A 25077-nucleotide genomic window follows, 5' to 3' on the forward strand; every position below is an offset into this window, starting at 1 on the left:
AGTGTTGAGTAGTAAGGTTTGGGCAACGGTGGTGGAGCCGCGCTTTAGTGCATGTACAAACCGCCGTCGACATTCAGCGTCTGGCCCGAGATGTAGCCGGAGTCTTCGCTGATGAGGAAGGCGATGGCGGCGGCGATGTCCCGCGTGGAGCCCACGCGGTTCACCACGAGGTCCTTGGTGAGTTCGTCCTTGCGTTCCTCGCTGAGGGTGCCGCCCATGATGTCGGTGTCGATGGGGCCGGGAGAGATGGCGTTGACGGTGATGTCGTATTCCCCCAGTTCGCGCGCTGTGGCGCGGGTCAAACCGATGACGCCGGCCTTGGCCACCGAATACGGGGTCTTGGAGAACGTCCCGCCGCCGCGCTGGGCGGAAACAGAGGAGATGTTCACGATGCGTCCGATCCGGTTCCTGACCATGGATTCGGCCACGCGGCGGGTGGCGAAGTGGACGCCGTTGAGGTTGATGTTCAGGACGCGGTCCCATTCAGCGGGCTCGAGTTCCAGGTACGGAACCGGTGAGCTGACGCCGGCAACGTTGGCCAGTGCGACGATCTGCGGCAACTCGGCCTCGAGGGTGTCGATCGCCGACCGTACCTCGGCTTCGGAAGCCACGTTGGCGCCGACGCCGTAGGCCTGGACTCCATATTCGGCGGCGATTTCCTTGGCGGTGCTCTTGCAGAGGGCGTCGTCGAGGTCGATGATGCCGATATTCCAGCCCTGTGCTGCGAGGTAGTTGACGGTGGCCCGGCCGATGCCGCGCTCGGAGACAGCGCCGGTGACGATTGCGGTGCGTTCTGCGGGGAAGGTGCTCATGGGTATTCTCCTGTGAATGTGGGCTAGTTGATCGGTGCCGGGCCAAGCTCATCAAGGAGCTTCTGCATGGCCACGTAGGCCTTGTTCCGGTAAGCGATGAGTTCGGGCGTGCGTTCCGCCGGGACGTTGAGGAAGCCCGCGCCGGTCTTGGTGCCCAGCTTCCCCGCCTCCACGAGGTCGCTCAGGATCTTCGGGGTCGCGAAGCGTTCCGGGAATCCGGTCTGCAGGGATTTGTAGCAGAAGTTGTAGACGTCCAGTCCGGCCATGTCCGCGATCGCGAATGGGCCAAAGAACGGCAAGCGGAAGCCGAACGTCGTACGGACCAGGGTGTCGACGTCGTCCGCTGTTGCGATCCCCTGCTCCACCAACTGGGCGGCCTCGTGGAAAAGCGCGTACTGAAGCCGGTTGAGCACGAAACCGGTGACGTCCTTGACGACGGCGGTTTGCTTGCCGGCCGCGTGGACCAGTTCGCGGGCCGCAGCCACGGTCTCCGGCGTGGTGCCGGCGTGGGGGATGATCTCGACGCCGGGGATGAACGGCGACGGGTTGGAGAAGTGCACTCCCAGGAATCGCTCGGGGCCGACAACGGCCTCGGCGAGATCGGCGATGGAAATGGTAGAGGTGTTGGAGCCGATCAGCGCGTCGGGACGGGCGGCCGCGCTGATGCGGGCCAGGGTCTGGTGCTTGATGTCGAGGACCTCGGGGACGGCTTCTTCGATGAAGTCGGCGTCCGCCACCGCCTCTTCGATGTCCTTGGCGGCCCACAGATTGGCTTTCAGGATTGCCGTGGAACCTTCCGGAAAGAGACCTGCGGCCACGAATTCGTCCGACTCCACCAGCAGGCGGTCGTAGTTCTTCTGCGCGATTTCGGCGGACACATCCGCCAACGCCACGCGCGCTCCCCCGAGGGCCAGGACCTGCGCGATCCCGCCGCCCATGTAACCGGAGCCGACGACGGCGATCTTCCGGGCCGCGCTTCCGTCGCCTGTGGCGCTGCTTGCTGATTCAGTCATGTCACACTGCCTTTGTGTAATCGGGCTCGTAGGAGCAAATGGCGTCCACCTTGGCGGCGGAAGATGATGTTTCGTCGAAGTGGTGGCCCAGCCATTCGCCCACCAGTTTCTTGGCCAGTTCCAAGCCAATCACCCGCTGTCCCAAGGTCAGGATCTGGGCGTTGTTGCTGAGGACCGAGCGTTCCACGGAGTAGCTGTCGTGCGCGGTGACGGCCCGGATTCCGGGAACCTTGTTGGCCGCGATGGCCACGCCCAGGCCCGTGCCGCAGATCAGGAGGGCGCGATCTGCCTCGCCCTCGGCAACTTTGCGCGCTGCATCCACGGCAACGTGCGGGTAGGCCGTGGAGTCGTTGGCGCCTACGCCCACGTCGGTGACCGACGCCACCCGGGGATCGGCCTCAAGCAGCGCCATGAGTGCCTGCTTGTATTCGACGCCCGCTTCGTCATTGCCGACGATGATCCGCCAGCCCTCTGATGTGCTCATGCTTGAACTCCGTTTCCTGCCGGGGACGCCAGCTGCGCGTCGATATGTTGTGAGATCCTCGCCGTGATCAGCCCGAAGGAGACCGCTCCGGGATCGGGGTGGCCCAGGCTCTTCTCCGCGAGCGGACGGGCCCTGCCCTTGAGCGGACGCAACCGCGCCGTGTCAGCTGCCGCGGACTCGGCCGCCGCAGCAGCAGCCGCGAGGGCCCGGTCAACCGGGGCTCCGGCGTCGAACTCTGTGAGGAACGCATCCCGGAACGGCAGCAGCGCGTCCACCATGGTCTTGTCGCCGGGCTCGGCCTTGCCGAGTTCCGTGATCGCGTCCACAAAGCCAGTGACAGCGGCCGCGGCATCCTCGCCCGAGTAGCCTGCTTTGTTGCCGAGCGCCTGTCCGGCCGCAATGATCGCCGAGCCCCACAGCGCGCCCGAGGTACCGCCGGCGCGTTCGCTCCAGGCCTCCCCCGCCGCCGTCAGGACCCGACCCACAGAGGCTCCGCTTGCCGCCTCTGCTGCGCTGAATGCCGCTTCAACGCCGCGTCGCATACCGATGCCGTGGTCGCCGTCGCCGGCAATCGCGTCCAGCTTGCCGAGCTCTTCTTCATGTTCGACGACGACGTCCCGCACCTGGGCGAGCACGTCTACGGCCTGCCGGCCGAGTTCGGCAGCGGCCGCGGTGGGCTGCTCGACGTCGGACTCGTCCACCGCGGTGACGCTCGCCAAGTTGCGGGGCGGGCGGGGCGCGAGGTTGCCCTTGCCGAACGCCGGAGTGTCCGCGGGTGCTGCCCAATACTGTTCGAGCTCCTCGTCCAGCCAGAGCAGCGTGAGTGAAAGACCGGACATGTCCAGGCTTGTCACGAGCTCGCCGCACTCGGGTTCGACTACCGTGAGGCCAGCCTTGCCGAGGAGCTTTTCGATCTTGCCGAAGAGCAGGAAGAGTTCGTCGTACTTGACCGTGCCGAGGCCGTTGACAAGAGCCACCACGCGGTCTCCGGCGTCGTCCGGTTTGTCGTTGAGGAGCTTGGAGACGAGCAGTTCGGCGAGCTCGGAAGCGGTGGGCATTTTGTGCTCGGAAATGCCCGGTTCGCCGTGGATGCCCAGGCCGAGGGACATCTGGCCGGCCGGAACGTGGAACAGCGGATCCGAGGCGCCTGGGAGTGTACAACCGTCGAAGGCCACCCCGAGCGAACGCGTGCGGTAGTTCGTTTTGATGGCCAAGCGCTCGACGGCGTCCAGGTCCAGTCCCGCTTCGGCCGCGGCCCCGGCGATCTTGAAGACCGTGAGGTCGCCCGCGATCCCGCGCCGCTTTTCGATCTGGTCCAGCGGCGCGCTGGCGATGTCGTCGGTAACAGTCACGGTGCGGGTTTCGATGCCTTCGGCGTTGAGCCGCAACTGGGCCTGGCCGAAGTGCAGCACGTCGCCGGCGTAGTTGCCGTAGCTGAGCAGGACTCCGCCGCCCGCGTTGGCTGCTTTGGCCACGCGATACACCTGGCCGGCCGCCGGGGAAGCGAACATGTTGCCGCACGCCGAGGCAGTTGCCAGGCCCGGTCCCACCAGTCCGGCGAAAGCAGGGTAGTGTCCCGAGCCGCCGCCCACCACAAGGGCAACTTGTCCGGCGGGGACTTCGGTGGAACGGACCACTCCGCCGTCCACCCGGGCAACATAGCCGCGGTTGGCGGCGACGAATCCGTCGAGGGCATCGTCCGCGAAGTCTGCGGGGTTGTCGAAAATCCTTGTCATGATCCTAGACACCAGCCAGCTGGGAGGTTGCTGGCTGGGTGGAGCCGGTCCGGCCGGAAGGCTGCTGCCGGCCCTGGGCTACCTGGCTCTGGCCGAGGACGTAGTTCTCTGTCTTCGGAAGAACCTGCCGCCGGAGGTATTCCTGGTTGCTCGCCGTGACGCTGAGCCCGTCGCCGCCGTAGTGCTCGGTGCACAAGATGCCCTGGAAGCCTACCGACAGCGCGAGTTTGAAAGCCTCGCGGTAGTTGATCAGGCCGCTCTCCATCGGCGCAGGCATGGTGATGTAGCTGTCCCGGGCCACGTCTTCGTCGCGGATGTAGTTCTTCATGTGCCAGTAGTTGGAGTACGGCAGGGTCTTGGCCACCATCTCGCGCCAGTCCTCGATGGGACGGTGGAGGCGGATGAGGTTGCCAAGGTCCGGGTTGAGGCCAACGTTGTCCAGCCCGATGTCCTGGACCAGCCGGACCGAGGAATCGGCGGTGCCGAGGTAGGTGTCCTCATACATTTCCAGGGAGAGGAGGATGCCGGCTTCCGCGGCGTGCTCACCGAGTTCCCGCAAGCGGGCGACCGCCTTGCCCCAGGCTTCCTTGTCCCCCGCCGGATCCTTGTAGCCTTCCACCGTCCAGAACCACAGCTGCTTTTGCTGCTCGGCGGTGATGGCCTGGTGGAGTCCGAAGGAGACAACCTCGCAGCCGAGTTCGGCTGCGGCATCGATGGTCCGGTGGCTGTACGCCAGGTTCTCGGCCCAGTCGCCGGTGTGGATGATGCTGCGGCGGATAGCCGAGATGACCGGGATGCCAATGCCAACGTGCTCCGCGGTCTGCTTGAACTCGGCGAGGCGTTCCTTGCTGAGGTCGCCCGGGCGGACCCAGCTGTCCGTGAGGTCTGCGTTGGCAAACCCTGCGTCCTTGACTTCCTGCAGGACCTCGGCCCAAGCGGAAGCGTCGGCGTCGTTGATGTGCTGTCCTGTGGCGTCGGTGCCGGGGAACTGGAGCAAGGCCGCAGTGATGGGCCAGGTTTCGGCGGTGTAAGCCATAGTTTTCACTCCTTCGTGGAATCCTGTTTCCTATAGGATTTACTATTCAGGCAAGGCTGTCAACATATTTATTCGGACTTCCGTGGGCTGGCCCCGCCTCTTCGCACCCTAGCTCCGCGTCATCAAAGATCCTATATGTCTTACATATGTTTGTGAAGTGGGTCACCGGAACGCCGCGTTCGCCGCGCACGCAGAAGGCCCGCCGTTAGGCGGGCCTTCGGGGTCTGGCGGCGTCGAGTCGCCGTCCTGGATCGCCGTCGGACTCGGCTTGGGCGGCGGGAGATCAGTCAGCGGGTGCGTCGGCGATGGCCCGGGCGCGGACCTTGTGCACGTGGTCGGCCATGGCGGCCGCGGCCTGTTCCGGGTCACCGCTCGCCAGCGCGTCGAGCACTGCTTGGTGTTCCGCAATGGCCTGGTCTGCGTCGGTGATGCCCACTCCCCCGAACAGCCGGAACCGCTGGACCTGGCCACCCAGCGCGGCGTAGGCAGCAAGCATGAATTGGTTGCCGGACTGCTCGGCGATCAGCTTATGGAAGCGCTCATCGGCGTCGAGATAGTCCCGGAATTCCACGAAAGACGGGCCTCGAGGAGCAGTCTCCAGGTCCTTCACAGCCTCCCGCAAATCCGCCAAACCCTCCGGGGTAATCCGGCTGCACGCCAAGCGCGCATTCACCGGCTCAATCGCGAGCCGGGCCTCCATGAGTTCGGCAAAATCCTCGCGCGTGAAAACCGGGGCCACCCTGTACCCCTTGAGGGCAACCCGGCGGACCATGCCTGTGTGCTCCAGCCGCGCCAGTGCCTCGCGCACCGGCGTAGGCGAAACGTCCAATTCCCGCGCCGTCCCGTCGATGCTGACCGCGGCTCCCGGTTCGAGCCGGCCGTCCATGAGCCACGCGAGAAGTTCCTCATACACGTGGTCGGCGAGAACCTGGCGGCTGACGGGCCGGCCGGGGGCGCGGTCCCGGGAGGAAGCGAGTTTCATAGACAAATCCTATAGGAATGGTCTCTTTGTGGCGGCTTCGGACGCCCTATGCGGACTCTGAAGCCTCGCGCGCACGGTTAAACCCCGACGGCGGCACCTTTCGCAGGTGCCGCCGTCGGGGTTTCGGGGGTTCTAGTTGGCGTAGAACGGGTAGTCGGTGTACCCCTTGGCGCCTTCGCCGTAGAACGTGGACGGATCCGGTTCGTTGAGCGGGAGGCCTTCACGCCACCTGCGCGCAAGGTCCGGGTTGGCGATGGCCGGGCGTCCGACCACGACGGCGTCGGCATGGCCGTCGGCCACGAGCGCCAGAGCTTCATCCCGGGTGGTCACTACACCGAAGCCGGTGTTGACGAGGAAGGTGCCGTTGAAGCGCTCGCGCAGGTCCTGGACGAGCTCACCCTTGGGATCATGGTGGAGGATGCTGAGGTACGCGAGGTTGAGCGAGGCGATGGTGTCCACCAGGACTTCATAGGTGGCGCGGACATCCGTGGGGTCGGTCTCGGCGATTCCCTGGACCGAGTGCTCAGGGGAAATCCGGATGCCGACCCGGTTGGCGCCCAAGGCTTCTACCACCGCGTTGACGGTCTCGATCACAAAGCGTGCACGGTTTTCCGGCGAACCGCCGTAGCTGTCAGTGCGGACGTTGGTGTTGGGTGCCAGGAATTCGTGCAGCAGGTAGCCATTCGCCGAGTGGAGTTCGACGCCGTCGAATCCTGCCTCGACGGCGTTCCGGGAAGCTGTGACGATTTCCTGGATCACCGAGGGGAGTTCATCGGTACTCAGTTCGCGGGGCACCGGATAGGGCTTCTTGCCGTTCGGAGTGCGGACTTCGCCGTCGATGGCCACGGCACTGGGTGCCACGATCTCGTGACCGCCGGCGATGTCCGAGTGGGAAACGCGGCCACCGTGCATGACTTGGGCGAAAATCCGGCCACCCTCGGCATGGACGGCGTCCGTTACCTTCTTCCAGCCCGCGATCTGTTCCTCGGTGACGAGGCCGGGCTGTCCCGGGTAGGACTGCCCTGCCGGCGTCGGGTAGGTGCCCTCGCTGACGATCAGCCCGAGGGAAGCACGCTGCCGATAGTGCTCCGCGACCAGCGGACCGGGAACGCCTTCGATGCCCGAACGGAGGCGGGTCAGCGGCGCCATGACCAAGCGGTTGGGAATTTCAATCTCGCCGAGAGTCAAAGGGGAAAACAACATGGGCAGTGCCTTTCAAACGGGAACAGGTCCACTGGGGGCAACTGCCGCGCGCCTGCAACTATTCCTGTTGAGACGCGGATCACACGCCCTTAGGGAACGCCCGGGCAGCCTTCGCCCCGCGGATTCACGATGCAGTTGTCGGCGTAGTTGCGCGTGATCGACCTCCAGACGCTCACCTTCTGGGACGGCGACGCAAATTGTCCTGTGCCGGGAATCGGCATGTCCGGACCGCCGTTCACGGAGTAGGTGCCGCGGAAGGTGGTGGTCAGGGAGATCTGAAAGTCACCGGTCTGTTGATACACGTGGCTTGTTCTGGTCTTTTGGCCCCATTCGGACTCCGGAAGCGGCCCGCCAGCAAACGGTGTCGGCCCGAGGCTGCTGCCGTCCCCGTAGGCATAGGTGTACTCCATGGGGGTTGCGACTATGTGGACTCGCTGGCCGAGGATCGTGACATCGAATTGCTGCTCAACGGCGTCCGCGAAGATGTTTGTTTCAGCGCCCTTGAGCGTGTGCGGGCTTGGTTGAGCGGTAAGGCTAGCCGGTTTGATGGGAAGGTTGCGGAAGTCGCTCTCGATTCTCGCTGCAATCCTCTCCAAGACATCTTCGGGCTTTTCGTCGTACAGGCACGACGGACCGTTGTTACCCGATTTCCAGTCGACCCACGTGGGATTTGAAAGCGCTCTGGGCGCTACCTTCCAGATGACGGGCGTTCCGGACTTCCCACCGGGCTCGCGGGGCGGGCACTGCACTTGACCGGGAAGGCACTTCTTGTCCAAGGCATTCTCGTCAACCTGGCATTGGAGCTCTGCCTTGTATTGGTTGGGGTCGTCGCTGACAAAGTTTGGCGGGGCGAGCATGAATTCGCCGGTCTGGGGGTCACGGATCCACCTAACCAGGACCTCGATTCCTCTTTTTTGAAATCCCGCAGATACAGGATCGTCCTGTGTGGCGGCCGCGCGTTCGATCGGGGCGACCAAACTGACCACAAGTACCAAAACCGGAACTGCCCAATATCTCGGTTTCATTGTGTTCTACTGGATCAGTCCGAGGTCTGAGACTTTCCAAGCGTCTGATTCGAAAACTGCAATCATGACTGTTGCCGAGTTAGATGGAGGCGTTGGAGGCTGGCTAATGCTTCCATCGGCTTCGAAGTAGTCGATTTGGTCCTGGATAGTTTGAATCTCCACCTGCTGAGAAGGTGCATCCGGTTTGTATAGCGCCCTAATTGATGGTGTCGTCATCTTGCCGCCGACAAGCCATCGTCCTTTGGAGTATCCGGAATCTAGCCCTTTTTTGAGACTTGCACGGAAGACGCATTGAGAAGCGGTCTTCGGCGACCAGTGTTCAGTGTCCCCAGTCTCATAGGCATATGAAAGCGCCTGGAACCAGTACCTCGCAAACGCCTCCACGCCTTCCTTCGTGTTCGCCTTCGCGGCCTCCGGCAACACGGGAACCGGGACGTTCTCAGCTTTCCCCTTGGCGTCCGCGGGTTTGTAAACAGCCGTCGAGGTCGGAGAGGGAGCACCAGTGACGCTGGCTGAAGCTGAAGCAGAATCTGTAGGCGACGCAGACTGCGGCTGGGTAGTGTTCCCGCACGCAGTCAGCGTCAACGCCGTGCCAAGGCTGACAATCATGAAAAAGCGAGCAGAAACCGAGGTGCGTGGAGTCATGGTTTGCTATCCCCAAATAGTTTTCAAGACTAAACGTTTCCAAAAAGGGTAGCTTAATTGCCCGTCGTGGCGGGAAAGTTATCCACAGGCTCCGGTTCATTACACACGATCGCTTCACCAGCGCGGCCCACCACAGGCCCACCACAACAAACACAAACCAAAGGCCCCGACGACGGGACCGCGGCCAGGCCGCCCATCCGTCGTCGAGGCCTATGGGACCTTGAGCACCCGCCTACTTTTGGGCCGGCAGGACCAACCCGCCCGACTTATCCGTCGACAAAGCGAGCGAAGAGATGAACTGCGGCTCGCCGTCGGGCCCGTCCTGGGCCGAGCGGACCATATCCGGGCGCTCGAACTCCAGTCCGGTCACGTGGCACAGCAGCTTGGCGTCGCTCGGGTTGCCGTCGGCGTCGAACATCGGCAGATCGATTCCGTCGTCGGAGCGGCGTAGGTAGTACTTCCCGCGGGTCAACACGGCCAGCGCTGGCGGCAGCACAAGCGCCAGCCCAACGGCGAAGATCGGCGAATATGGCTGCACAGCTGAACCGAAAGCGCCGAAGAACACCGCAATCGAGACAACGGCCGAAACCAACATCGAGATAAAGCCCACCGGGTTGACGGCGTAAAGCATGCCTCGGCGGAATTCGGGAACCTTGGGCGAAATCTTGAGCAAATACTTGTTGATGGCAATATCGGACGCAACGGTAACCACCCATGCCATGGCGCAATTCGCGTAGAACCCAAGGATGGTGTTCAGGAACTCGAACATGTTCGCTTCCATCAGCACCAGCGCAATCACCAGGTTCACCACCACGAACACCATGCGCCCCGGGTAACTCTTGGTGATACGCGTGAAGCTGTTGGTCCACGCGAGCGAGCCGGAGTAGGCATTGGTCACGTTGATCTTGATTTGCGAAATGACCACAAGCACCACGGCCAAGGTCATCGCCAGCCAAGCCGGCATCATTTCCTGGTACACGCCAAGGAATTGATGCACCGGCTCGTTGGCATGCGCGGAGGCGGCTGGATCCAGGGTCGCAATCAGGTAGATGGCAATGAACATGCCCACGATCTGCTTGATCGCGCCGAAAATCACCCAGCCCGGCCCCGCCAGGATCACGGCACGCCACCAAGCACCACGGTTCTCGGCGGTCTTGGGAGGCATGAAACGCAAATAGTCAATCTGCTCCGCGATCTGCGCCATGAGCGACAGGCAGACACCCGCGGCCAGCATCACGGAGGCCAGGTTGGTGCCTTCAGCGCCGGATTTGCCCGTGAACGCGAAGAATTCCCCGATGCTGTCCGGGTGCGAAATCACCAAATACCCCACGGGAACCACCATGAGCAGGAGCCACAAAGGAGTGGTCCACACCTGCAACTTGGACAAGGCCTTCATCCCGTAAATCACCAAGGGAATCACAATAAGCGTGGACGCCGCATAACCGAGCCACTGCGGGATGCCCAGCCCAAGTTCCAGGCCTTGAGCCATGATGGAACCCTCAAGCGCGAAGAAGATGAACGTGAACGTCGCGAAAATGACGTTGGTGACCACCGAGCCGTAATAGCCGAATCCGGAACCCCGCGTGATGAGGTCAAGATCAATGTTGTACCGGGCCGCGTAGTAGGCCAAGGGAAATCCGGTGGCGAAAATGACCACGGCCGCCACGACGATTCCGAAAATAGCGTTCACGGTGCCGTACGAAATACCGATGTTCGCACCGATCGAGAAATCAGCCAAATACGCGATTCCACCGAGCGCACTCGTCGCCACCACACCCGCACCCCATTTGCGGTAGGACCGTGGCGCGAACCTGAGGGTGTAGTCCTCCAGGCTCTCCTTCGCTGCGCTCATCGCATCGGCATTACCAGCCGTGCGGCTCCCTGCGCCTAGCGCCTCCGAAGGTTCGACGACGGCGACCCCCACCGGGGAGCCACCCGCCGTCAGGGGTTCAAGCACTTGCGTTGTCTTCGAATCGTCAGTCATCCCCGCAACTTTCCTCGTCTCGACATCTTTCCCCGATGAACATGGGCTCGACGCTATCGGCGGGATGGAACCACGGAGTCACCACGATGTTTCCGCGCTGTAACTTATCCAGCGAGTTGGACGCCAAGATTGCGGCTCCGGGTTTGTGGACGTCCAACAAAATCGCGGTCCCGCAGGCCCACTACCGTCGTGAAGGAACGCACCATCCCCTGCAAGTAACGGCCGAGGAGCATCATGACCACCCAGCCAAACCCAAGGCGTACGTCCACCTATCCGATTCTGGAAACAGCCCGCGAGCAAGTCCTCGCGAAAGGCGAAGGACTCAGCGAAGCCCAACTGCTCGAGATCCTCGAGCTCCCGGACGAGGCCATTCCCGAAGCCCTGCAGCTTGCCCACGAAGTCCGCCTGGAGCACTGCGGCGAGGACGTCGAAGTGGAGGGAATCATCTCCATCAAGACCGGAGGATGCCCTGAGGACTGCCATTTCTGCAGCCAGTCGGGATTGTTCGACAGTCCGGTCCGGGGCGTCTGGCTCGACATCCCCGAGCTCGTCAAGGCCGCCAAGGAAACCGCCGCCACCGGGGCCACCGAGTTCTGCATCGTCGCAGCCGTCCGAGGGCCGGACATCAAGCTCATGAACCAGATCAAGTTCGCGATCGACCGCATCAACGCAGAAGTGGACATCAACATCGCGTGCTCGCTGGGCATGCTCACCCAGCGCCAAGTGGACCAACTCGCCGAATGGGGCGTCCACCGCTACAACCACAACCTCGAAACCGCGCGCAGCTACTTCCCCGAAGTCGTCACCACGCACTCCTACGAGGAACGCCTCGACACTTGCAACATGGTCAAGGCGGCCGGCATGGAACTGTGCTGCGGTGCCCTGATCGGCATGGGCGAAACCACCGCCCAGCGCGCCGAACTCGCCAGCCAGCTCGCGGCCCTCGAACCCCACGAAGTCCCGCTGAACTTCCTCAATCCGCGCCCGGGAACGCCCCTCGAAAACCAAGGAATCATGGACGGCAAGGACGCCCTCCGCGCAATCGCCGCGTTCCGCCTCGCCATGCCGCGGACCGTACTGCGTTACGCCGGCGGACGGGAACTGACCCTGGGCGACCTCGGAACGCGCGAAGGCCTCATGGGCGGCATCAACGCCGTGATCGTCGGCAACTACCTCACCACACTCGGCCGACCCGCCGACGCCGACCTCAACCTCCTCGTGGAGCTGAACATGCCCATCAAGGAACTCCAGAAGTCGCTGTGAGCACTGTTGAGACGGCATGCTTCTGCGGGCACTGCGGCGGACCCGCCACGCAAGCCGGACCCGCCATGCAGAGCGACCCGGTACCCCAAGGTGAGCGCCCGACGTCGGACGCCCACCTGGGCTGCCAGCAGCGCCTCGCGATGGAGCCTCCCCGCTATTGCGCTGTCTGCCGGCGCCGCATGAAAGTCCAGGTCACGCCGCTCGGCTGGACCGCTGAATGCTCGCGCCACGGCCGGGTTACGCCATGAGCGTCATCCAGCGTGACCGGGCAAGCCTGTGGCATCCCTACGCTCCGGCGTCGGGGACGCTGCCGTTGTGGGAAGTCGAAGACGCCGACGGCGTGACGCTGCGGCTCCGCGACGAAACCGGCCAACGCCACGAGGTGCTCGATGCCATGTCCTCCTGGTGGTCGGTCATCCACGGGTACCGGAATTCCGTCCTGGATGGCGCGGCGAAGCGCCAACTAGCTACGTTCAGCCATGTGATGTTCGGTGGCCTCACCCATGAACCCGCCGTCGAATTGGCCGAACGGCTGGTCGCCATGGCCCCTTCCGCGGCGGATCGGCCGAGGTTGGAGCGGGTTTTCCTGGCGGATTCTGGATCGGTGTCCGTGGAGGTGGCGCTCAAGCTCGCGGTACAGTTCCAGACTGCGTCGGGGTTCCCCAAGAGGCAACGCTTCCTCAGCATCCGCGGCGGTTACCATGGCGACACCTTCGCGGCGATGGGGGTCTGCGACCCCGTCGACGGCATGCACTCGGCCTTCCCCGGGCTGCTCGGAGCCAATGTGTTCGCCGCGAGGCCACCCGCCGCGGGCGCGCCGCCCGAGGAAATCGCGGAATGGCAGGCGTGCACCGAAGCCCTCGCCCAAGAACACGCCAACGAACTGGCCGCGATCATCGTGGAACCCGTGCTTCAAGGCGCCGGCGGCATGTTCGTTTACGCCGCCGCATGCCTGCGCATCCTCCGCGACATCGCCGATCGGCACGGGATCCTCCTGATCCTCGACGAGATCGCCACCGGTTTCGGCCGCACGGGCGAGCTCTTCGCCGCGCAGCATGCAGGCGTGGTTCCAGACATCATGTGCGTCGGCAAAGCCCTCACGGGCGGTTACCTCACGCTCGCGGCGATGCTCTGCACGGGCGAAGTGGCGGCCCGCGTTTCGAACGGCGGTGCCGGCGCCTTGCTGCACGGACCGACGTTCATGGGCAATCCGCTCGCGTGTTCCGTGGCCAATGCGAGCCTGGGAATTCTCGACGGCGGCGGGTGGCGCAGCGATGTGGCCCGGATCGGCTCGGGCCTGGCGGCCGGCCTCGAAGCTGCAAATGCGTTCGACGCCGTCAAGGACGTCCGCACCATCGGCGCCGTGGGCGTCATCGAGTTGAACACGGAAGTGGACGTCGCCGCAGCGACGAGTGCCGCCGTCGGGCATGGAGTGTGGGTGCGGCCGTTCCGGACCCTTGTTTACGCGATGCCGCCCTACATCAGCACCGCCGAGGAGATCCGGCGGATCGCAGAGGGTATGGTGGCGGCCGTGGCCGAGGTGCACGGGCCATGAGCAGGTCAATGACCGCGTGGTTGGAACAGCAGGCCGCGGTCCGCGAGCGCCGCGGCCTCGTCCGTTCGCCCTTGACGCGCCTCGGTCCGGACGCTGCGGTGGACCTGGCGAGCAACGACTATCTTGGACTCGCGACGGACCCGAGGCTGGCAGAGGCCGCCCGCGAAGCGATTGGCCGTTGGGGAACCGGTGCCACGTCCTCGCGGCTGGTTGCCGGTACCACGGCGCTGCACCTCGAGCTCGAATCCGAGCTCGCGAGCCTCACCGGCATGGAATCCGCGTTGGTCTTCTCGTCCGGATACTTGGCGAATCTAGGGGTCACTACGGCGCTCGGCGGCCCCGGGACGCTCATCGTGGCCGACGAGCATTGCCATGCTTCGCTGATTGACGGTTTCCGCTTGAGCCGTTCGAGGGTGGCAACGGTCCCGCACAACGACCTCAGCGCAACCGAGCACTGTCTGCGGACCCGTACAGAGCCCAGGGCCCTGATCGCCGTCGAGTCCATCTACAGTGTCTTCGGCGATGCCGCCCCGCTCCCCCGGCTGTTGGCGCTGGCCGAAGAGCACGACGCGGTGCTCCTCGTGGACGAAGCCCATAGCCTCGGCGTTTCGGGCCGTGGCGCGTTCGAGGGCCACGGCGCAGTGGCCGGAACGGATCTCTCGGGCCACCCCAACGTGGTGCTGACTGCGACCCTTTCCAAGTCGCTCGGCAGCCAAGGGGGTGCCGTGCTTGGCAGCGCGCTGCTCCGCGAGCACCTCGTCAACCGGGCCCGCAGCTTCATCTTCGACACCGGGCTCGCACCGTCGTCCGCGGCGGCCGCGCTGGCCGCCGTCGGGATCATCCGCACTGAACCGTGGCGTGCGGCGGCAGTTCACCACAACGCCGCCAGCCTCAGCGCCGGACTGGCGACGGTGCAACGTGAGCCGGGCATCGCCGTCGTGCCCGTTGGCGCGCCGCTTCAGACGGCAGGTGCCGTTCAGTCCGTTCCCATGCCCTCCGCTGCGGCCGCACTTGCGGCGAGCCAGGCGGCGCACGGGGCGGGTGTCCGCGTCGGCTGCTTCCGCCCGCCCTCGGTGCCCGACGGCGTCTCGCGCCTCAGGCTGACGGCCCGCGCCACCCTCACTCCCCGCGACATCGACTACGCGTGCGCAACGTTGCGCCGCATCCTGGAGGAAATGCCATGAAACTGCCACCCATAGTGCTGGTCACCGGAACGGACACCGGCGTCGGCAAGACCGTCACGACGGCGGCGCTTGCGTCCGCGCTGCAGGCGGACGGTCGCTCGGTGGCCGTGTACAAGCCGTGCCAGAGCGGCGCCGTGACGGGCGATTCCGATTGCGCCGAAATCACCCGCTTGGCCGGACCGCTCACAGCCGAGGCCGGCGTCGTGCTCCAAGAACCCCTCGCCCCGGTGCCCGCGGCCGCGCTGGACGGCGTCACGCTGCCTCAGCTTGCGGCATATGCCGCGCGCGTCCGCGAACTTGCCGGCACGCATGACCATGTTCTCGTGGAGGGTGCCGGCGGTCTCCTCGTGGAGTTGGACCCCGACGGCGGCACGCTGGCGGATCTGGGCAGCCGCCTTGGCAGTGACGCGACTTTTGTGGTGGTTGCCCGCCCCGCGTTGGGAACCCTGAACCACACGGCGCTGACGCTCGAAGCCCTGGAACGCAGGGATTTGGCTGTGCATGGAGTGATCCTGGGAACCTGGCCGGACGACCCGGGCGTGCTGGAACACGGCAACCGGGCGGCGCTCGGCACGTTGCGGCCGCTTCTTGGGGTGCTCCCCGAGCGCGCCGCGGACCTCCCACCGGTGACGTTCCGGGCGGCGAGTGTGCACTGGCTGAGCGGGGCTTGGTCATGAACACCACTACTGCCGGCGCCCAGACGTGCCCGTATCTGGTGCTGCGGGATCCCGCGGCTGTGCGGGAAGTCCTGCACCGCCCGGAAGACTTCAGCCCGGCGAATGCCCTCATCGCTGTGACACCTTTGTCCGGACCATCGTTGCGGGTCCTGCAACGCGCCCGCTTCGCGCTGCCGCCGGTGCTGGCCAGCAATGACACGGCTTCCCACGCTGGCATTCGCAAGGTGGTGGCCGGGTTCTTTACCCCGGCAACGGTGGGTGCTTTTGAGCCGCGCATCCGCGGCATCGCGCGGGATGCCGCTGCCGCCGCTGTTGGCCTGCTGGAAACGGGTGGGCAAGCGGATCTGGTGCAGGCCGTGGCAGCGTACCCGCCGGCGATCGTGATGTTGGAGCTTCTGGGACTCCCTGTCCGTGATCTTCCGGAGCTAAAAGCCTGGAGCCTGGACTCTCTCGAGCTCTTCTGGGGCTGGCCGGATCCCGAGCGGCAACTGGAACTGGCGCACAGCGCGGTCGGGTTCTACAGCTGGCTGCGGGAACTCGTCCTCGAAGCCGTGGCATCCCCCGGACGCAATCTCTTTCGCTCCTTGGCGGAGCACGGCCTCAGCACGCCGGAGATCTGTTCCCTCGGCTACTTCCTGCTCATCGCAGGGCAGGAAACCACCACCCAGCTCATCAGCACGGCGCTATTCCGGCTTGCCGAGGGATCAGTGGGCTTTGACTGGAAAAACGCGGCCTCCGGAACCACTGCACGGGACCTCATCCGGCACGTCCTGGCTACGGAATCCTCCGTTCCCACATGGCGCCGGGTTGCCGCCCAGGACACAGTGCTCGACGGCGAGCGCGTCCCCGCCGGTGCCGAAATCCTCCTGGAACTCACGGGCAACCACGCGTCATCCGGCCGGGCTTCGGCGGCCCACGAGCAGGGTCCCACGGCCTACGGGCTGGCCTTCGGCTCAGGGATTCACCGTTGCCTTGGTGCGAAGCTCGCGGAACTGGAGGCCGCCGTCGTCGTGCAGGAAACCGCGGCAGCGATGCAATGCGTCCGTTTGGCAGAGCCGAACCCCGAGTGGCTGCGCCTGCTGTCCTTCCAAGCTCCGCGGACGGTCAGCGTCGGGATTTGAGGAAGTCGGTGGCTTCGTTCACGGCCGGCGCATCGGGGTGGATGCTGCGGGTTTCCGATCGCTGGTTCCGGATGCGAACCCAATCGCCGGGGTGCAGTTTCGGCAAGATTTTGGCGATGGCCAGCGCGCCATACATCAACGTATTAATCGCGACGAAGGTCGCCAAGACGGCAAACCAATCGGAATGCAGAATTCCCTCAGGAAACAAAATTCCGGTGGGAAGGGAGGCGGAAATAGCCATGATTACCCTGCCTTCGATGGTTCGCCAGTTGGTGAATGGTTGAGGTGTTTCCAGGTGGCTTGCCGGGCGAGGGAAATGTCGATGATTCCCTTGACGTAGACCACGTTGAGGAACATATCGAAGAACAACTCCGGAAAGAGCGTGACTGCCAAGAGGCGTGCCCGCCAGCCACCCTTCCACACGGTGACGACGCGTTCGATGGAGAAGACGACGCCGATTCCCAGCCAGAACGGGAACCAGACCCAGTTGTCCAGGGACAAAACCATAAGGAGGATCAGCAGGAGGTAGGCGCTGAGGGCAATCACTCCGTAGCCAATGCCGAACTGCTGCGCCCAGTAGCGGAGCGTCTGGGGTGTGGCCCCGTAAGCCCCAAGGTTTTCCAGGGCACCCCGCTGCCAACGGAGTCGTTGCGCCCACAAGGTGCGGAAATTCGGCATCAACTCGGTGACCACGGTGCATTGCATGGGGGAAATCATGAGGCCGCCGAGGGATTTCAAGGCAATCGTGAGCTCATTGTCCTCGGTCAACGATGCCGTGTCGTAAACGTCTCCCCGAATTCCCGGGATCGATTCGCCCCGGCTCTGGGCAACAGTGCGCAAGGCACGGGGACGGAAAAGCGAGGCCGTCCCGGTCAGCACAAAAACGCGGCCACGCCGTCGTCCGATTTCCCGGGAATACCGGATATATTCGTTGCGCTGGAATTGGCCGACAATTCCGTGTCCCTCTTCCCCGTAGAAAAGACCACCTACAGCCATCAGTGCCCGGTCATTGCTCATCCGCGCAACCGCGACTTCCAGGAATCCATCGTCAAGGCGGGTGTCGGCATCCATGACCATGACGACGTCGTTATCGCCTTGGCCTGGTAGCAGCCACTTCAGTGCCTGGTTGAGTGCGCCGGCCTTCTTCTTCGTGTTGTCCACCGATTCGAAGACCTCAACCCCGGCCTCGCGGGCAAGCGCAATAGTTGCATCCGTGCAGTTGTCGGCAACCACAACCACGCGTTCCGGGCGGTGCGATTGGGACAAAAGCGAAGACATGGTGGCGGGCAGCGAGGCTTCTTCATTGTGCGCAGGGATCAAGACGGTCACCGTGACCGGGCCAGCATACACACCGCGGGTTTCGGCCATGACGATCTTTGGCGCCAGTGGTGTCCGGGGATGCGCGGAGCGGCGTGATCTGTTGGCAATGCGCTGCTCCAGCACAGCCACGCCAGCGGATAGCAGAAGGGCAAAGGCTATGGCCACGAGAATCACGCGGGGCTGCGGCGCCACTGAATCGTAGAGAATCCTCCAGACACCGAGGACAATCCCCTCAGCCCGCGATTCGACCGCTGAATTCCCTGTCGAGGCAATAGCGAACCACAAGAGGGCCGCTGCACCGCCGACTGTTACCGCGATCACAATGCCGACCATGCGCTGAAATATCCCTCGACCCACCGGCGAATGCTATCAGTCGTTCGCGGCGCGAGGCCGACGCTCGCTCACATCATGGGCATTTCCGGCCGACCCTCGCTCACAAACAAGCCCTTTCCGGCCAACGCCCGCTCACAAACAAACCCTTTCCGGCCAACGCCCGCTCACATCATGTGATCGAGGGTTCTAGTTTTGGGCGCCATACGTGAGCGGGCGTCCACGGAAAAACCCACATACGTGAGCGAGCGTTGGAGGGGGTGCTGCGTAGACTGAGGATATGGGCGAGAGCCGCGACCTGCTGACGCCTGAGCAACGCAGCCTGAACATGTCCAAGATCCGGGGCAAGAACACCAAGCCCGAGCTCTTGGTCCGTCGGCTACTGCATGCCAAGGGTTACCGCTACCGGCTCCATGGCCGGGCTGCGGGCGGGAAATTGCCAGGCAGCCCGGATCTCGTGTTTGCCGGCCGGCGCAAGGTGATTTTCGTGAACGGATGCTTCTGGCACTTCCACGATTGCAAGGCAGGCCAGCACTCACCGACCGGCAACGCGGATTTCTGGGCAGCCAAGCGCAACCGCACCCGGGAGCGCGACGCCGGACAGCGCGAATTGCTGAGGGCCTCGGGATGGGAGGTTCTCACCGTGTGGGAATGCGAACTGCGGGACCGTTCGGCTTTGGAGAGTCAGCTCACGCAGTTCCTCGACGGCGGCCGAACAGGAAGTAGCTCAGCGGCCCGAAGAAATTGATGAAGCTTGCAGCCCGCCAAACAGCTTTGTTCCCCCTGATCTGGGCCGCGGGGGTCTTGGAAATGCTACGCTGTGCCGCGATGAGCAACGCCATCTGTCCCGCACCCATCACAAGCACGCCTACCCGCTGCCCCGGAGTCATGTCCTTCCAGGACTTCTTCTTTTTCTTGCCGTGCATGATGCCTCCATCTGCAGTGACTTGCCCTCTCAGGCTAGTCTGCCGGCCGCCCGGACGGAACAGGACGGAACAGGACGGAACCGGATGCCCCTCATAGCCGAGCCTGGCGCACCACTTCGCCCCAGGACTGCTGGGCCAGGTCCGTGACGGCGGCAAGGATCTCCGCCGGTGGCCGCGACAAGTCCAGCGGGTACTCCACAATGTCGATATCCGTGTTGAGGATCCGTCGCAGCTTCATCTCGCCCTTGCCCGCGTAGACCAGCCACGCCGTGGGCACTTGCAACGCCGTGCAGTAGGCCAGGAGTTGATAGTGGTCCGCGTTGAGCGATGCCCCGGAATCGGTGGCCGAGGCGTATTTCGAGTCGTACACCACCACGGGCCGGCCACCCAGGAAATGCACGGCGTCGGGGCGCACGGTGAGCCGGTCCGAATCCCGCACAGCTTCGTTGAGGGTGGCGCCGTATTGAAGCCGCATTTCACCCGGATGTGCCCGCATGGCCGCCCGCAAAGCCACACCCACGAATTCCTCAAACACAGTGGACATGTCCACTACAAACGAGGCGGTCTGCTGCTTCCCCTCGCCCGCTTCCGCAGAGGCATTCCGCAGGATGAGCTCGGCCAAGCGGAGGACAGGGTGGTAGCGGAGGTTCATCCGGTTGGCCTGCCACTTCGGCAGCGGCGCTCCGGACTGCAGCCGCGTGACGGCGTCGAGCTTTCCCTTGAGCTGCCGCAAGCGGCTCAGGACGTTTTGCCGCACGCCGGGAACCTTGCCCATCCGCTCAAGGGCGGCACGGAGAATGCGGTTCTCGGCAATGTCCTCGGTGAATTCGTCGTAGGAGACTTCCAGCGGTACCAGCATTCCGGGGCGCCGGGAGATCTGGTCCGAGATCCGGATACGGCCCTTGACCGTCCGGAGCGACTCGTCCACAGTGAGATAGCCCTGCAGCGGACCTCGGCTGAGCGCCCGCTCCGCCAACTGGGCGAGGGACTCGGCCAGGGCGCTCCACAGGTCCTTGTGCTCGACGGCGGCCACGGAATCCTCGCGGAATCCTTGGTCCCCGGCGTAGCTGAGGAGGAAGAGGAGCCGACTCAAGCCAAGGCGGTCCTTGGGCCGCACGTCGATTTGGACGGTGGGCGTCCGCACCGACCCCACCTTGCCCACAGGCTCGATGCGATAGAGCCCCATCCCCATCGCCGAGGCCTTCGCGAGTCCGCTCGAGTTGAGCAGGGCGGCCGTGTCCGGATCAAGCTTATCCACGATGCCACCGGAGAGCTCGTCCATGACGATGTGCCGCACCGCCGGTGCCTTGGTTGAAGCGCGGACCGCAGGCTTTCCAATGCCCGGGGGGCGGGCCGGCCGCGGTGGCGCGGTCTTAGCGGACCGCAAGTCGACCCAACAACTGGTCCAGCCCGAAGCGCTCCTCCAGCTGGGCCCGGTTCAACTGACCGTGGTAGTGCTCTTCCAGGAGTGGCATGAGTTCGTACTTCCAGATCCGGCGCAGCCCTGCGGGGTTCTGGGCCGCGTTCTTCATGAAGTAGGAGGGACCGATCATCAGGTCCCGGTCCCAATCGTCGATGGAGTCGTTCAAGGCGTCAAGCAGGTCCGCGTTGAGGGTGTCCAGGCCGCGGGCCGCGAGGAACCGCCGGAGCGAACCGCGGATCGGTTCCACCTTCGGATGCAACTCCACGAATGCGAAGCGGCGGCGGATGGCCGCGTCCATCATGGCGATGGAGCGGTCCGCCGTGTTCATGGTGCCGATGATGTAGAGGTTGTCCGGCAGGCTGAACGGTTCGTTGGGGCTGTACTGGAGGTAGATGCGGTCGTCACGGTATTCCAGCAGGAAGTACAACTCACCGAACACTTTCGCCAGGTTGGCCCGGTTCATCTCGTCGATGATGAGGAAGTACGGCTTGTTGGAGTTCCCGGGCTTCGCTGCTTCTTCCGCGAGTCGACGCAACGGTCCGGCCACCAACTTGAACGAAACCTGGCCGTCGTCGGTCTTGTCCGGCCGGTACCCCTCGAAGAAGTCCTCATACGCGTAAGACGGGTGGAACTGCACCAGCTTGACGCGCTCATCGGTGCTGTCGCCCGCGAGCTCGGCCGCCAAGTGCTTGGCGAGGTAGGTCTTTCCCGTTCCCGGAGGGCCGTAGAGCACCAATTGGCGGTTCTCCTCCAGGAGTTCGGCGATCTCCTTGAGCGGCTCGAGCTCCATGTGAAGGGACGCTGCGAACTCTTCCGTGAGGGGGCGGAACCCTTCAATCACGGGCTCGACGACGGCGTCCGGGGCGGCGGTTTCCTCGCCGTCGGACTCCGCTTCGGCCGGCAGGAGGGACTGCAGAGACTGGATGACCCTTGTAACGTCCACGACGATCCCCGACGTGGAGAGTTGGCGCTGGACGTGCCGCGGAGCCTCGGCAATCGGGTGGGTCTCATCGAACCAACGCACTTTACGGCGGAGCCGACGGTTGTCCTCATTGTGTTCCGGCTCGCCCAGGACCACTCCGATCCTGATGGCCCCGGAATTCTGGAACAGCGCGAGGTCGCCGGGCTTCATCACAGTCAGGAACGCGAAAACGGCAGTCTTGGTGTCCTCCCGCTCCACGTAGCCGAGGTGCTTGTAGTCCTCGTCCACGGCGTGCTGGACCACCCCGGCCGTCACCCCGGGAGTGAGTTCGCGGAGGTGTTCGACGTCGAGCGTCGCCTTTTCCTCGTCCCGCCACGCGGCGAGGAGCTCGGCGGAGTCCTGGTGCGTGCGCAGCAGCCACGCCCGGCGGCCAGGATCTCCCACTTTGCGCCACTGGCTGACGAGCTGGCGGTCGTACCAATCGATGCGCTGGCCGGCCTGTTCGTCCAGGTGAAGCCGGATGCGGTGGACATCCGCGGTGATGTCGGCTTCCGTTTCGCCGTGGGCACCGCCAACGAGCGAGGCGAAGGCGTCCCTGATTTCGCGCCGCTCAACGTCCGCGACCACGGGCTCGAAGTAACTGGGCCACGCCAAGTATTCGATGCTGCGCCGGATGGCCGGCTGGTCCTCGGGGGTTGCCGCCGCGAGTTCGTGGAATTTCAGCGGGTCCTTGAGGGCTTTGTTGATGCTCGCGTTGGACTGGCCATCGACGTGCGCCACGAACCGGCACAACCAGGTCAGGTGGTCCCAGATCGTCCAGTTGAACTCAGCGGTCCTGTCACGGATGACGCCGTGATCGGTCATCCCTTGGTACAGCTCCTTGGGGAGCTCGAGCTCGGGATCGAGCCAGGACGCGGCTTCGGCGACGCGGGCGCGCTTCACCTTGAGCGATTTGACCTCGTGCGCCAGGGGCAGGGACTGCAGGAAGAGAAGCTCGACGGCGAGCAACTTGGCCTCGCGGGAAGCCCCTTCCAGGTTCTGGCGCAGGTTGGTCATCATGGGCGCCTTGGCATCTCCGACGCCGCGTTCCAGGCGCTCCAGGAGCTCGCCGGCGGCGTCCACCGTCCAAGTGCGGGTACTGGCGTCGAGCGCCGAAGCCTTGCCTTGCAGCCCCGGGCCCAGCACGAACCACGCCGCATCTTCGATCTCCTTCGAGATACCGGGGGCACGGGTCAGTGGGGTTTTGGTGGAGGGAGTCACCATGCCAACTTACATGGTTTCTCTTGGTGCTGGCATCAAGAAAGCCGGCACCCCCGCCACAGGCGTCCCGCCTCTCATGTTCTGCCACATGCGTCCCACAACGTGCTTCCCGACGCATGCGCCCCGGGCCGATGCGCCCGGGAAGTTCAGTGCATCCCGAAGCGATAGCCGGCAGGCACCGGCTCCCCGGGACACACTTCCTGCCACAGCTCGGCGATCCCGTCCTCGCCTTCCCGGATGTCCGGTATTTCGACGCCGTCCCGCAGCATCGCTGCTGCCTCCCGGCCTTGGCCGACACCCGCGAGGGCGAGCGCCGTCAGGAAACGGACGCGTCCGACGTCGGACATTCCGGCAGGTGCCTCGCTCGCCAGGGCGAGTGCTTGGGCGGGGTCTCCGTGCCGGATGCTGAGGGTCATGGCTTCGCTGAGCAAGGGGAGATTGGACGGTTCCAGCCGGCTCGCGGCGGCAAGTTCCGCCAAGCCGTTGTCAGTCTTGTTGGTGGCGAGAAGCGCCAGGGCCCGGCCCCTTGTGGCGAGGACCTTGGAACGGGGCGAGAGGTCCTCGGCAATCAGCGCGGCGCCGTATCCGGCGATCGCACCGCCAAGATCCTGGCGGGCGTGCTTCATCGTGGCCAGGTGGAACTGTGCCTCGGCTCCGCCATCCTTGGCCAGCAGCTCTTCCCAATCGGCTCCGGCCACAAAGGTCCCGGCGCCCAGGAAGCTGGCCCCGTCCAGCAGGCTGTGCCACGGACCCGTTTCCTCGATGGCCTCAGGGGTTGCGTCATCCGCGAAGGGAGTGCCGATTTCGTCCAGCCACCCGCGGCCTGAGTGCCGCCGTCGGGCACTTTCCAAAGCACCCCAAGCACTGCCGCGGACCAGCATCTCGTCCGGAGGCAGGGCATAGTTCCGCGCGGCTTCGGCAAGGGCGACTTCGAGCTCCGCGTCCGGGACGAGGTCTTCGAGCCGGGCGCTGGCGTGGGTCACGGCCGCATCCCAATCCTGGCCGTGGGAGGTTGCGGGATCCAGCTTCGCGTTGCCGTAGGCCTCTACCCAACTCCACTCGGCGCCGGCAGGCATGGCCAGATGCTCGAACTGTGTCTGCGCGAGCCCAGCCTGGATCTCCGCGTAGGGGCCAGCGCCCGGGCTGAGCCATTCCTGCCAGCGCTTCCCGCCGTCGCCCTGGCCCCAGACGAACAGCTTCTTGCCCCGCAGGAGGCTCGTGGACAGCATGGCCAGGCCGTCGCCGTCGTGGTCTACCGCGGCGATCCAATGCCGGTGCCCAGGCTGGATGTCGAAGAAGAAGTCCGCGGCGTGCGGGCTGTTGACCAGCCAGGTGGCGTCCATGCCTTGGTGTTCCGTGGGCCGGACGCGGGCGATGTCGGTGGTGTAATCGCTACCGAAAGCCTCGGAGGCGGGCGCGATCACGCGCGTTTCCGCCGTCTCGGGAACCGCGGCGTTGCTCCACCAGTACATGGGGACCTCGTGGTCATGCGGGTTCCTGATCCGGACCGCTGTGAGTAGGACGTCCGAGTCCTCCGGAAGCCACATGTCCACTTGGAAGACCACTTCGCGGAGGCGTTCGAACTCCCACATGCGCAGAATGTCGTGGCCTTCGGGGGACTTGACGATCGCCGTGTGCAGCGGATCGCACGTGGTGGGCGAGTGACCGCGCGTGCCGATGTTCCATTCGAGCCCGCCGGCGAACCACGCCTTGCGCAGGGCGATGTTGGCGAACTGCAGTGTCCCATGGGTGTGGAGGAGCTGCTTTCCCGAGGCCTTGTCGAAGAGCTGCCAGAGCCGGCCGCCCAAGGTGGGGAGGACAACGGCACGCAGCTTGTTGTTCTCGAGCACGACGGCGGGCACCTCGTGGGCAGTCCGCTCGCGGGAGTAGCCGTCCTGCATCAGGTACGGGAACATGTTCGGCACCTGGCCATAGCGAGCCGCCGCCCGCAGCTCCTCCGGGACGCCGTCGCCGATTCTGTACGGCTGGTCCAACTCAGCCATGACCACCGGCAGGGGGCTATTGGGACCCAACTCCGCCATGTTCAGGGTGATGGTGGAGAAGCTCACGTTTTGCATCTTTATGACTCCTGGAGGCTATTTTCGATCGTAAGACTTCACCCATCTTTGACCCAAGTCGCCGCTGTGTAAAGGGAGCCACCCAACTAGCTCGCATT

The 25077-nt window shown here is 64.5% G+C and carries 23 protein-coding genes; 7 read left to right on the top strand and 16 right to left on the bottom strand.

All coding sequences use genetic code 11. From position 1 onward, the window contains the following. Positions 1–44: 44 nt before the first annotated feature. The 10 genes from AB4068_RS10290 to AB4068_RS10335 form a co-directional block, all read right to left on the bottom strand. A complete protein-coding gene (locus AB4068_RS10290; RefSeq protein WP_306962219.1) occupies positions 45–812 on the bottom strand; it encodes an SDR family NAD(P)-dependent oxidoreductase in 768 nt (255 codons plus the stop codon). Positions 813–835: 23 nt separating this feature from the next. Further along, positions 836–1825: a 3-hydroxyacyl-CoA dehydrogenase family protein gene (locus AB4068_RS10295; RefSeq protein ID WP_284989716.1), complete on the bottom strand. Its 990-nt coding sequence runs from the start codon at positions 1823–1825 to the stop codon at positions 836–838. Position 1826: 1 nt separating this feature from the next. After that, a complete protein-coding gene (locus tag AB4068_RS10300; RefSeq protein ID WP_441433319.1) occupies positions 1827–2309 on the bottom strand; it encodes a ribose-5-phosphate isomerase in 483 nt (160 codons plus the stop codon). Then, the gene (dhaL, locus tag AB4068_RS10305; protein ID WP_441433320.1) at positions 2306–4045 is read right to left on the bottom strand and encodes a dihydroxyacetone kinase subunit DhaL; all 1740 of its coding nucleotides are present in this window, start codon (positions 4043–4045) and stop codon (positions 2306–2308) included. The genes AB4068_RS10300 and dhaL overlap by 4 nt, the downstream gene beginning before the upstream one ends. A 4-nt stretch (positions 4046–4049) precedes the next feature. Beyond that, on the bottom strand, positions 4050–5081 hold the full coding sequence (locus tag AB4068_RS10310; RefSeq protein WP_441433321.1) for a sugar phosphate isomerase/epimerase family protein: 1032 nt from the start codon (positions 5079–5081) through the stop codon (positions 4050–4052). A gap of 283 nt (positions 5082–5364) precedes the next feature. After that, the gene (locus AB4068_RS10315; protein ID WP_284989712.1) at positions 5365–6063 is read right to left on the bottom strand and encodes a GntR family transcriptional regulator; all 699 of its coding nucleotides are present in this window, start codon (positions 6061–6063) and stop codon (positions 5365–5367) included. A 132-nt stretch (positions 6064–6195) separates the two neighbouring features. After that, a complete protein-coding gene (locus AB4068_RS10320) occupies positions 6196–7266 on the bottom strand; it encodes an alkene reductase (protein WP_441433322.1) in 1071 nt (356 codons plus the stop codon). An 89-nt stretch (positions 7267–7355) separates the two neighbouring features. Beyond that, positions 7356–8291, bottom strand: a complete 936-nt coding sequence (locus AB4068_RS10325) for a hypothetical protein (protein WP_441433323.1) — start codon at positions 8289–8291, stop codon at positions 7356–7358. A gap of 6 nt (positions 8292–8297) precedes the next feature. Further along, positions 8298–8936 (bottom strand): DUF6318 family protein, encoded by a 639-nt coding sequence (locus AB4068_RS10330; protein ID WP_441433324.1) that lies wholly within the window; start codon positions 8934–8936, stop codon positions 8298–8300. Positions 8937–9168: 232 nt separating this feature from the next. Beyond that, a complete protein-coding gene (locus tag AB4068_RS10335; protein WP_441433325.1) occupies positions 9169–10920 on the bottom strand; it encodes a purine-cytosine permease family protein in 1752 nt (583 codons plus the stop codon). 234 nt (positions 10921–11154) lie between these two features. Between AB4068_RS10335 and bioB the strand changes: the two genes are divergently transcribed. From bioB to AB4068_RS10365, 6 genes are read left to right on the top strand one after another with little or no spacing between them, the layout of a single operon-like run. Further along, positions 11155–12183: a biotin synthase BioB gene (bioB, locus tag AB4068_RS10340; protein WP_441433326.1), complete on the top strand. Its 1029-nt coding sequence runs from the start codon at positions 11155–11157 to the stop codon at positions 12181–12183. Further along, positions 12180–12431, top strand: coding sequence for a biotin synthase auxiliary protein BsaP (bsaP, locus tag AB4068_RS10345; RefSeq protein WP_441433327.1), 252 nt, complete (start codon positions 12180–12182; stop codon positions 12429–12431). The genes bioB and bsaP overlap by 4 nt, the downstream gene beginning before the upstream one ends. Further along, positions 12428–13738: an adenosylmethionine--8-amino-7-oxononanoate transaminase gene (locus tag AB4068_RS10350; RefSeq protein ID WP_441433328.1), complete on the top strand. Its 1311-nt coding sequence runs from the start codon at positions 12428–12430 to the stop codon at positions 13736–13738. Before bsaP ends, AB4068_RS10350 begins: the two co-directional genes overlap by 4 nt. Before the next feature lie 8 nt (positions 13739–13746). Next, entirely contained in the window at positions 13747–14922 is a 1176-nt protein-coding gene (locus AB4068_RS10355; RefSeq protein WP_441433359.1) for an 8-amino-7-oxononanoate synthase, read from the top strand. Beyond that, on the top strand, positions 14919–15599 hold the full coding sequence (gene bioD, locus AB4068_RS10360; RefSeq protein ID WP_441433329.1) for a dethiobiotin synthase: 681 nt from the start codon (positions 14919–14921) through the stop codon (positions 15597–15599). Before AB4068_RS10355 ends, bioD begins: the two co-directional genes overlap by 4 nt. Then, positions 15596–16720, top strand: a complete 1125-nt coding sequence (locus AB4068_RS10365; RefSeq protein ID WP_441433330.1) for a cytochrome P450 — start codon at positions 15596–15598, stop codon at positions 16718–16720. Before bioD ends, AB4068_RS10365 begins: the two co-directional genes overlap by 4 nt. On the opposite strand, the gene AB4068_RS10370 is transcribed toward AB4068_RS10365, so the two are convergent. Continuing rightward, positions 16704–16961 (bottom strand): hypothetical protein, encoded by a 258-nt coding sequence (locus tag AB4068_RS10370; RefSeq protein WP_332601659.1) that lies wholly within the window; start codon positions 16959–16961, stop codon positions 16704–16706. The genes AB4068_RS10365 and AB4068_RS10370 overlap by 17 nt on opposite strands. Before the next feature lie 2 nt (positions 16962–16963). Then, positions 16964–18373: a glycosyltransferase family 2 protein gene (locus AB4068_RS10375; RefSeq protein ID WP_441433331.1), complete on the bottom strand. Its 1410-nt coding sequence runs from the start codon at positions 18371–18373 to the stop codon at positions 16964–16966. 277 nt (positions 18374–18650) lie between these two features. Between AB4068_RS10375 and AB4068_RS10380 the strand changes: the two genes are divergently transcribed. After that, on the top strand, positions 18651–19118 hold the full coding sequence (locus tag AB4068_RS10380; RefSeq protein ID WP_059388124.1) for a very short patch repair endonuclease: 468 nt from the start codon (positions 18651–18653) through the stop codon (positions 19116–19118). Here AB4068_RS10380 and AB4068_RS10385 read toward each other — a convergent pair. From AB4068_RS10385 to AB4068_RS10400, 4 genes are all read right to left on the bottom strand, one after another. Beyond that, positions 19060–19296, bottom strand: coding sequence for a PLDc N-terminal domain-containing protein (locus AB4068_RS10385; protein ID WP_084784400.1), 237 nt, complete (start codon positions 19294–19296; stop codon positions 19060–19062). The two genes, AB4068_RS10380 and AB4068_RS10385, sit on opposite strands and share 59 nt — an antisense overlap. A gap of 91 nt (positions 19297–19387) precedes the next feature. Then, complete coding sequence (locus AB4068_RS10390) at positions 19388–20578, bottom strand: 5-methylcytosine restriction system specificity protein McrC (protein ID WP_441433360.1); 1191 nt, start codon at positions 20576–20578, stop codon at positions 19388–19390. Positions 20579–20669: 91 nt separating this feature from the next. Further along, complete coding sequence (locus tag AB4068_RS10395) at positions 20670–22904, bottom strand: McrB family protein (RefSeq protein ID WP_284989699.1); 2235 nt, start codon at positions 22902–22904, stop codon at positions 20670–20672. 143 nt (positions 22905–23047) lie between these two features. After that, the gene (locus AB4068_RS10400) at positions 23048–24979 is read right to left on the bottom strand and encodes a DUF5107 domain-containing protein (RefSeq protein WP_441433332.1); all 1932 of its coding nucleotides are present in this window, start codon (positions 24977–24979) and stop codon (positions 23048–23050) included. Positions 24980–25077: the final 98 nt, after the last annotated feature.

Source organism: Arthrobacter sp. 2RAF22 (assembly GCF_052115325.1).
GTDB lineage: Bacteria > Actinomycetota > Actinomycetes > Actinomycetales > Micrococcaceae > Arthrobacter.